Origin of the sequence: Variovorax nivicola (genome assembly GCF_051216475.1) — a bacterium.
Lineage (GTDB): Bacteria > Pseudomonadota > Gammaproteobacteria > Burkholderiales > Burkholderiaceae_C > Variovorax.
In genome coordinates this window covers 465,068-477,950 of record NZ_JBPJZK010000005.1, presented here as the reverse complement: position 1 = coordinate 477,950, position 12,883 = coordinate 465,068, and the positions used below count along the sequence as shown (strand labels likewise).

Here is a 12,883-nt window from a genome sequence, read left to right as displayed (position 1 = left end):
TGGCAAACAGGCCGCTGGACGGCCCCGAAGCGTAGGACGGAGGCGGAATAGGCACCTTGTGTTGCGGCGGTGCGACACCCCTCACAGCGTAAAATTTCGCCTTCCTGCCGCCAGCCCCTCGCTCATGACCTCCTTCGCAAAAGAAACCCTGCCCATCAGTCTCGAAGAGGAAATGCGCAGCAGCTATCTCGACTACGCCATGAGCGTGATCGTGGGCCGAGCGCTTCCCGATGCCCGCGACGGCCTCAAGCCCGTGCACCGCCGCGTGCTGTACGCGATGCACGAGCTCAACAACGACTGGAACCGGCCATACAAGAAGTCGGCCCGTATCGTCGGCGACGTCATCGGTAAGTACCACCCGCACGGCGACCAGTCGGTCTACGACACCATCGTTCGCCTGGCCCAGGACTTCTCGATGCGCCACATGCTGGTCGACGGCCAGGGCAACTTCGGGTCGGTCGATGGAGACAACGCGGCCGCAATGCGGTATACGGAAATCCGGCTGGCCAAAATTGCGCACGAAATGCTGGCCGATATCGACAAGGAAACTGTCGACTTTCAGGACAATTACGACGGCTCCGAAAAAGAGCCGAAAGTGCTGCCAAGCCAACTGCCGAATTTGCTGGTCAATGGCTCAGGCGGTATTGCGGTCGGCATGGCCACCAATATTCCGCCGCACAACCTGAATGAAGTTGTCGACGCCTGCCTGCACCTGCTGCGAAACCCCGAAGCCAGCATCGACGAGCTGATGGAAATCGTGCCCGCGCCCGACTTCCCCACCGCCGGCATCATCTACGGCATCAACGGCGTGAAGGACGGCTATCGCACCGGTCGAGGCAAGGTCGTGATGCGCGCCAAGTGCCACTTCGAGGACATCGACCGTGGCCAGCGCCAGGCGATCATCGTCGACGAGCTCCCCTACCAAGTCAACAAGAAGACGCTGCAGGAGCGCATGGCCGAGCTGGTGCACGAGAAGAAGATCGAAGGCATCAGCCACATCCAGGACGAGTCCGACAAGTCGGGCATGCGCCTGGTGATCGAGCTCAAGCGCGGCGAAGTGCCCGAGGTGGTGCTCAACAACCTCTACAAGCAGACGCAGCTGCAGGACACCTTCGGCATCAACATGGTGGCGCTGGTCGACGGCCAGCCCAAGCTGTGCAACCTGAAGGACCTGATCCAGGTCTTCCTGCAGCACCGCCGCGAAGTGGTCACGCGCCGCACCGTCTTCACGCTGCGCAAAGCCCGCGAACGCGGCCATGTGCTCGAGGGCCTCGCGGTTGCACTGGCCAACATCGACGAGTTCATTCGCATCATCCGCGAATCACCAACGCCGCCCGTCGCCAAGGCTGAGCTGATGACCCGCAGCTGGGACAGCAAGCTGGTGCGCGAAATGCTCACGCGTTCGCGTGCCGACGGCGGCGTGATCAACGCCGACGACTACCGCCCCGAAGGCCTCGAGCGCGAGTTCGGCATGGGCGGCGATGGCCTCTATCGCCTGTCGGAAACGCAAGCCCAAGAAATCCTGCAGATGCGCCTGCAGCGCCTGACCGGCCTCGAGCAGGACAAGATCGTCGCCGAGTACAAGGACGTGATGGCCGAGATCGACGACCTGCTCGACATCCTGGCCAAGCCCGAGCGCGTATCGACCATCATTGGCGACGAGCTCGGCACCATCAAGCAGGAGTTCGGCCAGTCGAAGGTCGGCGCGCGCCGCAGCCTGGTCGAGCACAGCGCCTACGACCTATCGACCGAAGACCTGATCACGCCGACCGACATGGTGGTCACGCTCTCGCACAGTGGCTACATCAAGAGCCAGCCGCTGGGCGAATACCGCGCGCAAAAACGCGGCGGCCGCGGCAAGCAGGCCACCGCCACCAAGGACGATGACTGGATCGACCAGCTCTTCATCGCCAACACGCACGACTACATCCTGTGCTTCTCCAACCGCGGCCGGCTGTACTGGCTCAAGGTGTGGGAAGTGCCGGCGGGCTCGCGCGGCTCGCGCGGACGCCCCATCGTCAACATGTTCCCGCTGCAGGAAGGCGAGAAGATCAACGTCGCGCTCGCGCTGACGGGTGAAAAGCGCAACTTCCCGGCCGACCAGTACGTGTTCATGTCGACTTCGATGGGTACGGTCAAGAAGACGGCGCTCGACGAGTTCAACAACCCGCGCAAGGGCGGCATCATTGCCGTGAACCTCGATGAAGGCGACTACCTGATCGGCGCAGCGCTGACCGACGGCAAGCACGACGTGATGCTCTTCAGCGATGGCGGCAAGGCCGTGCGCTTCGACGAGGAAGACGTCCGCCCATTGGGCCGCAATGCCCGCGGCGTGCGCGGCATGTCGCTCGACCCCGGACAAGGCGTGATCGCCATGCTGGTGGCCGAAGACGAGCAGCAAAGCGTGCTCACCGCCACGGAAAATGGTTACGGAAAGCGAACAAGCATTACGGAATACACCCGCCACGGCCGGGGAACCAAAGGCATGATCGCCATTCAACAGAGTGAGCGCAACGGCAAGGTCGTTGCCGCCACTCTCGTGCATGCGGATGATGAGATCATGCTCATCACCGACAAGGGCGTGCTGGTGCGCACCCGGGTTGCCGAAATTCGTGAACTTGGTCGCGCGACGCAAGGCGTTACGCTGATCGGACTCGACGAAGGCGCCAAACTCAGCGGGCTACAACGTATCGTCGAAAACGACGCGAACGGCGAAAGCGAGCCGGACGCGGACGATACTTCCTCATCTTCAACGGAGAATCCTCAGTGAAAAAAATCAAACTCGCACTTCTGACGGTCGCCCTGGCAAGCAGTTCGATGGCCGCCATGGCCCAGGACAAGGCCACGCTCATCAAGCAGTTCATCGACATCCAGCGCCCCGGCATCGAATCGCTGGCACGCGGCCTGGTCGAGCAATCGAGCGCTCCGATCGCACAGGCGGGTTCGCAATACCTGCAGACGCAAGTGCCTGAAGCCAAGCGCGAAGCTGCCGCCAAGGCTGCCGACGCCGAGCTGAAGAAGTACTTCGACGAGACCTACCCCATCGTTCGCGACAAGGCCGTTCAACTGGCCCCGGGTGCCCTCACCCCGCTGATGGAGCAGAACTTCAACGAAGACGAGCTCAAGCAACTGCTGGCCTGGATCAACTCGCCCCTGAGCAAGAAGTACCAGGACCTGAACCCGAAGATGCAGACCGCACTGACGGAAAAGCTCGTGGCCGACACGCGCGCCACGGTCGAACCCAAGATGCGCGCACTCGACACCGCAGTCGCCAAGGCACTCGGCGCACCGACCGATGGCGCAGCCCAAGGCTCCGCTCCCGCCAAGGCACCTGCCAAGGCCCCAGCCAAGAAGTAAAAGCAACGTGACCCAGCAGCAGACGCCGGCCGGCAAGCGCCCCTACAACTTCTCGGCCGGTCCGGCTGCCATGCCGGAGGCTGTGCTGCAACGCGCCGCCGCCGAAATGCTCGACTGGCAGGGCAGCGGCATGAGCGTGATGGAAATGAGCCATCGCGGCAAGGAATTCGGTGCGATCTGCACCCAGGCCGAAGCCGACATCCGCACGCTGCTGGCCATTCCCTCGCACTTCCAGGTCCTGTTCATGCAGGGCGGCGGACTTGGCGAGAACGCCATCGTGCCGTTGAACCTGTCGCGCGGCAAAACCGCCGACTTCGTCATCACCGGCAGCTGGAGCATCAAGTCGCACAAGGAAGCGCAGCGCTACTGCACTGCGCGCGTTGTCGCGAGCAATGCCGACGACCAGCACACGAAGCTGCCCGACCCTGCGACCTGGCAACTCTCCAAGGATGCCTCGTACGTGCACGTGTGCTCAAACGAAACCATCAACGGCATCGAGTTCCAGCAACTGCCCGACCTGGCCGCGCTCGGCAGCAACGCGCCGCTGGTCATCGATTTCTCGTCGCACGTCGCCTCGCGCAGCGTCGACTGGAGCCGCGTGGGCCTCGCCTTCGGCGGCGCCCAGAAGAACCTGGGCCCGGCCGGCCTGACCATCGTCGTCGTGCGCGACGACCTGCTGGGCCACGCACTCGAGATCTGCCCGAGCGCGTTCAACTACAAGACCGTGGCCGACAACCACTCCATGTACAACACCCCGCCGACCTGGGGCATCTACATGGCGGGGCTCACGTTCCAGTGGCTGCTGCAGCAGACCGAAGGCGCGCACACCGGTGTGGCCGCCATGGAGCAGCGCAACATCGCGAAGGCAAAGCTGCTGTACGACTTTATCGACAGCTCCGACTTCTACGCAAACCGGATCGACCCGGGCTGCCGCTCGCGCATGAACGTGCCGTTCTTCCTGGCCGACGAAGGCCGCAACGAGGCCTTCCTGGCCGGCGCACGCGAAGCCGGGCTGTTGCAACTCAAGGGCCACAAGTCGGTCGGCGGCATGCGCGCGAGCATTTACAACGCCATGCCGCTGGCAGGGGTGCAGGCACTTGTGGCCTACATGCGAGAATTCGAGCGATCGCATGCCTAGGCGCATGCCCAGCTGCTCGCACCGATGACCGCCTCCGCACCCACACCGCCCTCTTCTCCCTCCGACAACTCCGAAAGCCTGGCCGATCTGCGCGTGCAGATCGACTCGCTCGACCAGCGACTGCTCAGCCTGCTCAACGAGCGGGCCCATGTGGCCGAGTTGGTCGGCGAGGTCAAGAAGCGCGAGGGCACCCCGTTCTTCCGCCCCGACCGCGTGGCGCAGGTCATCGACAAGATGCAGAAGAGCAATGGCGGTCCGCTCAAGGACCTCCATGTAGCCGCCATCTGGCGCGAGATCATGTCGGCCTGCCTGGCGCTCGAATCGCCGCAACGCGTGGCCGTGCTCGGTCCCGAAGGCACTTTCTGCGAACAGGCGGCCATCGAATACTTCGGCGGCGCCGCCGACCTGATCTATTGCGCCAGCTTCGACGAGGTGTTCCACGCCACCGCCGCGGGCAGCGCCCAGTACGGCGTGGTCGGCGTCGAGAACTCGACCGAAGGCGTGGTCACGCGCTCGCTCGACCTGTTCCTGCATTCGCCCACCCATGTTGTCGGCGAAGTCAGCCTGCTGGTGCGTCACCATCTCCTGCGCAGCAGCAACTCGCTCGAAGGCGTCGAGGCTGTGCTGGCCCATCCGCAGGCGCTGGCGCAGTGTCAGACCTGGCTGTCCAAGCACCTGCCCAACGCCGAGCGACGCGCCGTATCGAGCAACGCCGAAGGCGCACGGCTCGCAGCCACCAACCCGGCCTGGGCCGCATTGGCCGGCGAGCGCGCCGCCACCCGCTTCGGCCTGCACATCGTGGCGCACGCCATTCAGGACGACTCGTACAACCGCACCCGCTTCTCGGTGATCTGCCTGCCGCAGACGCTGGCCATGCCGCCGGCCTCGGGCCGCGACTGCACGAGCCTGATCGTCTCGGTGCCGAACCGGCCCGGTGCGGTGCACGACCTGCTGGTGCCGCTGAAGGCCAACAACGTGTCGATGACCCGCTTCGAGTCGCGCCCCGCACGCACCGGCCAGTGGGAGTACTACTTCTACATCGACCTCGACGGCCACCCCTCACAGCCCAACGTGGCCGCAGCGCTGGCCGAACTGCGCGGGCTCTGCGCGTTCTACAAGGTGCTGGGCGCGTACCCCGTCAAGGCCTGAGCGGCAGCAGCATGTTCGAACAACTGGGACTGATCGGCTGCGGCCTGATGGGCGGCTCTTTCGCGCTCGCACTCAAGCGCGCGAAGCTGGTGAAACGCGTGGTGGGCTACAGCAAGTCGCCTTCCACCACCGAGCGGGCACGCCAGCTCGGCGTGATCGACGTGGTGGCGCCATCTGCGCTGCTGGCGGTGTCGGGCGCCGACATCGTGCTGCTGGCGGTGCCGGTGGCCGCATCGGAAGCCACATTCAAGGCCATCCGCCACGGCATCTCGAACGAGACGCTGGTGATGGACGTAGGCTCGACCAAGGGCGACGTGATCGAAGCCGCGCGCAACGGCCTGCAGCGCCAGTTCGCGAACTTCGTTCCGGCGCATCCGATTGCCGGCAAGGAGCTCTCGGGCATCGAGCACGCCGAGGCTTCGCTCTTCACCGGCCGGCAGGTCGTGCTGACGCCAGTGAAGACCACGCTGCGCTCGAACGTGCAGCGGGCCTCGCAGGTGTGGAGCGGCATCGGCGCGCACGTCGTCACCATGACACACGAAGAGCATGACGCCGCCTTCGCCGCCGTGAGCCACCTGCCGCACCTGCTGGCCTTCGCGTACACCAACGCCATCGCCAGCCAGCCGCAGGGCGACCGCTTCCTGAGCCTCGGGGGACCGGGCTTTCGCGATTTCTCGCGCATCGCCGCGAGCGACCCGGTCATGTGGCGCGACGTGCTGCTGGCCAATCGCGAACAGGTGCTGCAACAGTCGCAGGCCTTCCGCAAGGCGCTGGACGACCTCGAGGCGCTGATGGCCGCGGGCGACCTGCAGGCGCTGGAGCAATCCATTGCCGCCGCCAGCAAGGCCCGCGCGGCCTGGAAACCGGCCACGGACACCTCGTCGCAGCAGCAGGACAACTGAGATGTTCTCGACGACCTTCCTCGATCTCCCGCCTCTCGCGGGCGCGGCCGGTACGGTCCGGCTGCCGGGCTCCAAGAGCATCTCCAACCGCGTGCTGCTGCTCGCCGCGCTCGCGAGTGGCACCACCACCATCCACGACCTGCTCGATTCCGACGACACGCGCGTGATGCTCGACGCCCTGCGCGCACTCGGCTGCGGCATCGACCCGGACGGAAACACGCTGCGCATCACCGGGCTCGGCGGACAGCTGAAGCCCAACGAAACGCTGCTGCCGCTGTTCCTCGGCAATGCCGGCACCGCGATGCGCCCGCTCACCGCGGCGCTGTCGCTGCTGGGCGGCGAGTTCGAACTGAGCGGCGTCCCGCGCATGCACGAGCGCCCCATCGGCGACCTCGTCGATGCGCTGACCCAGCTCGGCTGCCGCATCGACTACCTCGGCAACCCCGGCTATCCGCCGCTGCGCATCCACCCGGTACCACACGGCGACTTGGCGCTCGACGCCCCGATCCGCGTCCGCGGCGATGTGTCGAGCCAGTTCCTCACTGCCCTGCTGCTGGCGCTGCCGCTCGCGGCGGCCGACGACATCGTGATCGAGGTGGTCGGAGAGCTGATTTCCAAGCCCTACATCGAGATCACGCTGAATCTGCTCACGCGCTTCGGCATCCAGGTGCGGCGCGACGGCTGGGAGCGCTTCACCATTCCAGCTGGCAGCAGCTACAGCTCGCCCGGCGATATCCACGTCGAGGCCGACGCCTCGTCTGCTAGCTATTTCATAGCATTGGGCGCAATTGCGACGGGCGTATCCGGCAAGAACGGCATCCGGATCGAGGGCGTGGGCGCCGATTCGATCCAGGGCGACATCCGCTTCATCGACGCCGCCCGCCAGATGGGCGCGCTGGTCGACAGCGGCCCGAACTGGCTCGAAGTGCGCCGCGGCGCCTGGCCGCTCAAGGCCATCGACCTCGACGCCAACCATATTCCCGACGCTGCGATGACGCTGGCCGTGATGGCGCTCTACGCCGACGGCCCGAGCACGCTGCGCAACATCGCTAGCTGGCGCGTGAAGGAAACCGACCGCATCGACGCCATGGCCAACGAGCTGAAAAAGCTTGGCGCCGCCGTCGAGGCCGGCCCCGACTTCATCCGCGTGCACCCGCTGGCGCAGGCCGGCTGGCGCCCGGCGAGCATCCACACCTACGACGATCACCGCGTGGCCATGTGCTTCTCGCTCGCGGCGTTCAATCCGGCCGGGGTGCCGGTGCGCATCCTCGACCCGCACTGCGTCGCCAAGACTTTCCCCGACTACTTCGAGACCCTGTTCTCGGTGGCCGAGGCCGCCGAGGTGCCGGTGATCTGCATCGACGGCCCGACCGCATCCGGCAAGGGCACGCTCGCGGCCGAAGTGGCGCGCCTGCTGGGCTACCACTACCTCGATTCAGGCTCGCTCTACCGCGTGACCGGCCTGGCCATGCGGCGCGCCGGCCTGAGCACCGACACCCAGCACGAGGCGCAGATCGCCACCCTCGCGGCCGCCCTGCCCCTGCAGTTCATCGAGGGCAAGGTGCTGCTGGCTGGCGAAGACGTCAGCGACGACATCCGCACCGAAGCAGCCGGCATGGACGCCTCCCGCGTCTCCACGCTGCCGGCCGTGCGCGAGGCGCTGCTGGCCCTGCAGCAGCGCTTCCGCCAACTGCCCGGCCTGGTGGCCGATGGGCGCGACATGGGCACCGTGATCTTCCCCGACGCGACGCTCAAGGTCTTCCTCACGGCCAGCGCCGCCCAGCGTGCCGAACGGCGGCATAAGCAGTTGATTTCAAAGGGTATTTCGACTACACTCGACAGTCTTCGCTCCGACTTGGAAGCACGTGACGCCCGGGACTCATCCCGCAGCGTTGCCCCTCTGAAGCCGGCGCAAGACGCTCGCCACCTCGACAACTCCCAGCTGTCCATCGAACAATCGATCGATACGGTGTTGGACTGGTGGCAGCAAGTACAGCCTTTCAAGTCCGCTTGAAAAGCTGGCGCCAGACGGAATATCCCGAAATATTCACAAGGCGCATACCGCTCCAACAGGCTCCTCCCGCGCGACAGCGCACCGGCCTGCTGGTTGTTCAACCAACCCGGGCTCACGCCCACAAAACCGCCGTCTACAGACCCACAGCAGCCGCACGCAATTTCGCAAGAGCGCCTGCCAACCCTGCCTGACGGAAGGAACCATAAATGTCTGAATCTTTTGCCGACCTATTCGAAGAGTCCCTGAAGCGTTCCGAAATGCGCACCGGCGAGGTCATCACGGCCGAAGTCGTGCGTGTCGAACACAACCACGTCGTCGTCAACGCCGGTCTGAAGTCCGAAGCGTATGTGCCGATCGAAGAGTTCAAGAACGACAAGGGCGAACTCGAAGTTCAGGCCGGCGACTTCGTTTCCGTTGCCATCGGCAGCGTTGAAAACGGCTACGGCGACACCATCCTCTCGCGCGACACCGCCAAGCGTCTGGCTTCGTGGCTCGCCCTCGAGAAGGCGCTGGAATCGGGCGACTTCGTCACCGGCACCACCAGCGGCAAGGTCAAGGGCGGCCTCACGGTCCTGGTCAACGGCATCCGCGCGTTCCTGCCGGGCTCGCTGATCGACACGCGTCCGATCAAGGACCTGACCCCGTACGAGAACAAGACCCTCGAATTCAAGGTCATCAAGCTCGACCGCAAGCGCAACAACGTCGTGCTGTCGCGCCGTGCCGTGGTCGAAGCCAGCATGGGCGAAGAACGCGCCAAGCTGATGGAAACGCTGAAGGAAGGCGCAGTCGTGCGCGGCGTGGTCAAGAACATCACCGAATACGGTGCGTTCGTGGACCTCGGCGGCATCGACGGCCTGCTGCACATCACCGACATGGCATGGCGCCGTGTCCGCCACCCGAGCGAAGTCGTTCAGGCCGGCCAGGAAATCACCGCCAAGATCCTCAAGTTCGACACCGAAAAGAACCGTGTCTCGCTGGGTCTCAAGCAAATGGGTGATGACCCGTGGATGGGCGTTTCGCGCCGCTACCCGCAATCGACCCGCCTGTTCGGCAAGGTCACGAACATTGCCGACTACGGCGCGTTCGTCGAACTCGAACCCGGCATCGAAGGCCTGGTGCACGTCTCCGAAATGGACTGGACCAACAAGAACATCGCTCCGAACAAGATCGTCTCGCTGGGCGACGAAGTCGAAGTCATGGTCCTGGAAATCGACGAAGACAAGCGCCGCATCAGCCTGGGCATGAAGCAGTGCAAGGCCAACCCGTGGCAAGAGTTCGCGCAAAACACCAAGCGCGGCGACCGCGTCAAGGGCCCGATCAAGTCGATCACCGACTTCGGCGTGTTCGTGGGTCTGGCTGCCGGCATCGACGGCCTGGTTCACCTCTCGGACCTTTCGTGGAACGAAGCCGGCGAAACCGCCGTTCGCAACTACAAGAAGGGCCAGGAAGTCGAAGCGATCGTGCTGGCAGTCGACGTCGACCGCGAGCGCATCAGCCTGGGCATCAAGCAGCTCGACAGCGACCCGTTCACCACGTTCACCACCGTGAACGACAAGGGCCAGATCGTGACCGGCAAGGTCAAGACCGTGGACGCCCGCGGCGCTGAAATCGACCTCGGCGAAGACATCATCGGCTACCTGCGTGCTTCGGAAATCTCGCGCGACCGCGTCGAAGATGCCCGCAACGTGCTGAAGGAAGGCGACGAAGTCACCGCCATCGTCGTGAATGTGGATCGCAAGACCCGCAACATCCAGCTGTCGATCAAGCAGAAGGACATGGTCGACGAACAAGGCGCCATGGCCAGCCTGAGCCAGCAGTCGGCACGCGAAAACGCGGGCACGACCAGCCTGGGCGCACTGCTGCGCGCCAAGCTCGACAACAACGACAGCAAGTAAGCTGAGTCGGAAGACAGAGCAGGCCCTGGGGCCGCTCTGTCTTTTTTTTCGTCCACGTTTTTCGTTTATGTTCGGCCTATGACCCGCTCAGACCTCGTCGAAGAACTCGCAGCGCGCTTTGCACAGCTCACGCACCGCGATGCCGAATACGCCGTCAAGACCATCCTCGACGCCATGAGCGACGCGCTGGTGCGCGGACACCGCATCGAGATCCGTGGCTTCGGCAGCTTCTCGGTCAACCGTCGTCCGCCGCGCATCGGCCGCAACCCGCGTTCGGGCGAGAGCGTGCAGATTCCCGAGAAGCGGGTGCCGCACTTCAAGCCCGGCAAGGCGCTGCGCGAAGCCGTCGATGCACGCACTGCGGAGCTCGACGCCGGCAGCAAGGAAGCCAAGGGCCGCAAGGCCTGACCGGCAGCTGATCCCGATGGTTGCAAACGTAGAATCGTCCCGCCAACGGGAACGTGCATGAAATACCTCCTGTGGCTGCTCAAGGCAGCCATTTTTTTTACGCTCTTCGCTTTCGCGCTGAACAACCAGCACGACGCGACCGTCTATTTCTTCTTCGGCACCTACTGGCGCGCGCCGCTGGTGCTCGTTGTGCTCGCGGCCTTTGCTGGCGGGCTCGTGGTCGGTGCACTGGGCATGCTGCCGGGCTGGTGGAAGCACCGCACCGCCGCGGCCCAGCTGCCTGCCGCTGCCGAAGCGCAGGCATCCACGCCGTCGACCACCGCAGCTGCACCGGTAGCCGCGCCCTCCATCTCCGCCACCGACCTCCCCGCCGTACGTCAACATGGACTTTGATCCCAGCTGGCTGCTGATCAGCTTGCCCGTCGCCTTCGTGCTCGGGTGGCTCGCATCGCGCTTCGACATCCGGCAACTCAAGCTCGAGAACCGCCAGGCCCCCAAGGCCTACTTTCGCGGCCTCAACTTCCTGCTCAACGAGCAGCAGGACCAGGCCATCGATGCCTTCATCGAGGCCGTTCAGAACGACCCCGACACGCAGGAATTGCACTTCGCGCTCGGCAACCTGTTTCGCCGCCGCGGCGAGTACCAACGCGCGGTGCGCGTGCACGAGCACCTGCTGGGTCGCGGCGACCTGAGCCGCAGCGACCGCGAACGCGCGCAGCACGCACTGGCACAAGACTTCCTGCGCGCCGGCCTGCTCGATCGCGCCGAAGCCGCGCTGCAGAAGCTCGAAGGCACGCGCTACGAGAACGAGGCACGGCTCTCACTGCTGGCCATCTACGAGCGCTCGCGCGAATGGGCACAGGCCGCCGACGTGGCGCAGAAGCTCGATGAGTCGGACCAGGCCAGCTACAGCACGCGCCGCGCGCATCACCTCTGCGAGCAGGCGACCGAGCGCGTTGCGGCAGGCGACCTGCCCGGCGCCGCAAAGCTGCTCGCGCAGGCTGTCGAGCTGGCGCCGCAGGCACCGCGCCCCGCCATCGACACAGCCAACCTGCAGTTGCGCAACGGCGAAGCGGCCGCGGCATTCGACACACTCGTGGCCCTGAGCGAGACAGCACCGCTGGCGCTGCCGCTCTACGCCGCCGCGCTGCAGCAGGCTGCCGTGGCCGCGCACCGCGAAGGCGAAGCGCTCACGCTGCTGCAACGCCGCTACGTGGAGTCGCCGTCGATCGACGTGCTCGAAGCTCTGATGGCACTCGGCGGCACACCGACCGCCACCGCCGAAGAACCCAACCCCACGCCGCGCGACGGCTACATCGCGCATCTTGCGCAGCAGCCCTCGCTGGTCGCGGCCTCGCGCTGGCTCGCGGGCGAACACTTCGAGCACCAGCAGTTCCATCCGCAAGTGCAACGCGCGCTCGACCAGGCCACCCGGCCGCTCATGCGCTACCGCTGCGCAGCCTGCGGTTTCGAGGCGCACCAGTACTTCTGGCACTGCCCCGGCTGCCAGGCCTGGGACAGCTATCCGCCGCGCCGCGTCGAAGAACTCTGATCACATTTCTGAACAATGGTCACGTCGAAGCCGGCACGGCTTCCACGCGTCAACGCCCTTCTTTCCCTCCTCGTTGAGCCTGGGCCGACGTTTCTGTCGGCTGTCACTCATCAACAAAAAAGAGGGAGTTTTTCATCATGTTCAAGAAGATCCTGGCCACCACGGCCTTGCTGTTCGCAGCCGTTTCGTTCGCCGCCGTCGACGTCAACAAAGGCACCGAGGCCGACCTCGACGGCATCAAGGGCGTTGGCCCGTCGATGTCCAAGCGCATTCTCGAAGCGCGCAAGGAAGGCGAGTTCAAGGACTGGCCCGACCTCATGCAGCGCGTGAAGGGCGTGAAGGAGAAGAAGGCGGCCAAGCTGTCGGCCGAAGGCCTGACGGTCAATGGCAAGAGTTTCAGTGACGCGGCACCCGCGGCCTCGAAGGAAGCGAAGGCCCCCAAGGCCGCCAAGCCCTGATTCCGCTCCG

The 12,883-nt window shown here is 65.1% G+C and carries 11 protein-coding genes; all 11 read left to right on the top strand.

The features are described 5' to 3' along the window. Positions 1-124: 124 nt before the first annotated feature. Positions 125-2,770 carry a DNA gyrase subunit A gene (gene gyrA / locus ACSFBF_RS22540; RefSeq protein WP_435470827.1) on the top strand — a complete coding sequence of 882 codons (2,646 nt, stop codon included), beginning with the start codon at positions 125-127 and terminating at the stop codon, positions 2,768-2,770. Next, positions 2,767-3,357 (top strand): DUF2059 domain-containing protein, encoded by a 591-nt coding sequence (locus tag ACSFBF_RS22535; RefSeq protein ID WP_435470825.1) that lies wholly within the window; start codon positions 2,767-2,769, stop codon positions 3,355-3,357. Before gyrA ends, ACSFBF_RS22535 begins: the two co-directional genes overlap by 4 nt. Positions 3,358-3,427: 70 nt before the next feature. Further along, entirely contained in the window at positions 3,428-4,495 is a 1,068-nt protein-coding gene (gene serC / locus ACSFBF_RS22530) for a 3-phosphoserine/phosphohydroxythreonine transaminase (RefSeq protein ID WP_435471249.1), read from the top strand. A 24-nt stretch (positions 4,496-4,519) separates the two neighbouring features. Further along, positions 4,520-5,644: a prephenate dehydratase gene (pheA, locus tag ACSFBF_RS22525; protein ID WP_093050110.1), complete on the top strand. Its 1,125-nt coding sequence runs from the start codon at positions 4,520-4,522 to the stop codon at positions 5,642-5,644. Between the two features lie 11 nt (positions 5,645-5,655). Beyond that, entirely contained in the window at positions 5,656-6,546 is an 891-nt protein-coding gene (locus tag ACSFBF_RS22520) for a prephenate dehydrogenase (protein ID WP_435470823.1), read from the top strand. Between the two features lies 1 nt (position 6,547). Next, positions 6,548-8,560 carry a bifunctional 3-phosphoshikimate 1-carboxyvinyltransferase/cytidylate kinase gene (locus tag ACSFBF_RS22515; RefSeq protein ID WP_435470821.1) on the top strand — a complete coding sequence of 671 codons (2,013 nt, stop codon included), beginning with the start codon at positions 6,548-6,550 and terminating at the stop codon, positions 8,558-8,560. Between the two features lie 206 nt (positions 8,561-8,766). Beyond that, on the top strand, positions 8,767-10,455 hold the full coding sequence (rpsA, locus tag ACSFBF_RS22510; protein WP_007829366.1) for a 30S ribosomal protein S1: 1,689 nt from the start codon (positions 8,767-8,769) through the stop codon (positions 10,453-10,455). A 78-nt stretch (positions 10,456-10,533) separates the two neighbouring features. Continuing rightward, positions 10,534-10,863 carry an integration host factor subunit beta gene (locus ACSFBF_RS22505; RefSeq protein WP_435470819.1) on the top strand — a complete coding sequence of 110 codons (330 nt, stop codon included), beginning with the start codon at positions 10,534-10,536 and terminating at the stop codon, positions 10,861-10,863. Between the two features lie 57 nt (positions 10,864-10,920). Then, a complete protein-coding gene (locus ACSFBF_RS22500; RefSeq protein WP_435470817.1) occupies positions 10,921-11,256 on the top strand; it encodes a LapA family protein in 336 nt (111 codons plus the stop codon). After that, positions 11,246-12,415, top strand: coding sequence for a lipopolysaccharide assembly protein LapB (gene lapB / locus ACSFBF_RS22495; protein WP_435470815.1), 1,170 nt, complete (start codon positions 11,246-11,248; stop codon positions 12,413-12,415). The genes ACSFBF_RS22500 and lapB overlap by 11 nt, the downstream gene beginning before the upstream one ends. Positions 12,416-12,552: 137 nt before the next feature. Continuing rightward, positions 12,553-12,873 (top strand): ComEA family DNA-binding protein, encoded by a 321-nt coding sequence (locus ACSFBF_RS22490; protein ID WP_435470813.1) that lies wholly within the window; start codon positions 12,553-12,555, stop codon positions 12,871-12,873. Positions 12,874-12,883 lie beyond the last annotated feature (10 nt).

Bases quoted from the DNA above. Each gene is read 5' to 3' on its own strand.
- pheA (WP_093050110.1), top strand. From the start codon at position 4,520: ATGACCGCCTCCGCACCCACACCGCCCTCTTCTCCCTCCGACAACTCC.
- ACSFBF_RS22505 (WP_435470819.1), top strand. From the start codon at position 10,534: ATGACCCGCTCAGACCTCGTCGAAGAACTCGCAGCGCGCTTTGCACAG.
- lapB (WP_435470815.1), top strand. From the start codon at position 11,246: ATGGACTTTGATCCCAGCTGGCTGCTGATCAGCTTGCCCGTCGCCTTC.
- ACSFBF_RS22500 (WP_435470817.1), top strand. From the start codon at position 10,921: ATGAAATACCTCCTGTGGCTGCTCAAGGCAGCCATTTTTTTTACGCTC.
- ACSFBF_RS22490 (WP_435470813.1), top strand. From the start codon at position 12,553: ATGTTCAAGAAGATCCTGGCCACCACGGCCTTGCTGTTCGCAGCCGTT.
- serC (WP_435471249.1), top strand. From the start codon at position 3,428: ATGCCGGAGGCTGTGCTGCAACGCGCCGCCGCCGAAATGCTCGACTGG.
- ACSFBF_RS22515 (WP_435470821.1), top strand. From the start codon at position 6,548: ATGTTCTCGACGACCTTCCTCGATCTCCCGCCTCTCGCGGGCGCGGCC.
- rpsA (WP_007829366.1), top strand. From the start codon at position 8,767: ATGTCTGAATCTTTTGCCGACCTATTCGAAGAGTCCCTGAAGCGTTCC.
- gyrA (WP_435470827.1), top strand. From the start codon at position 125: ATGACCTCCTTCGCAAAAGAAACCCTGCCCATCAGTCTCGAAGAGGAA.
- ACSFBF_RS22520 (WP_435470823.1), top strand. From the start codon at position 5,656: ATGTTCGAACAACTGGGACTGATCGGCTGCGGCCTGATGGGCGGCTCT.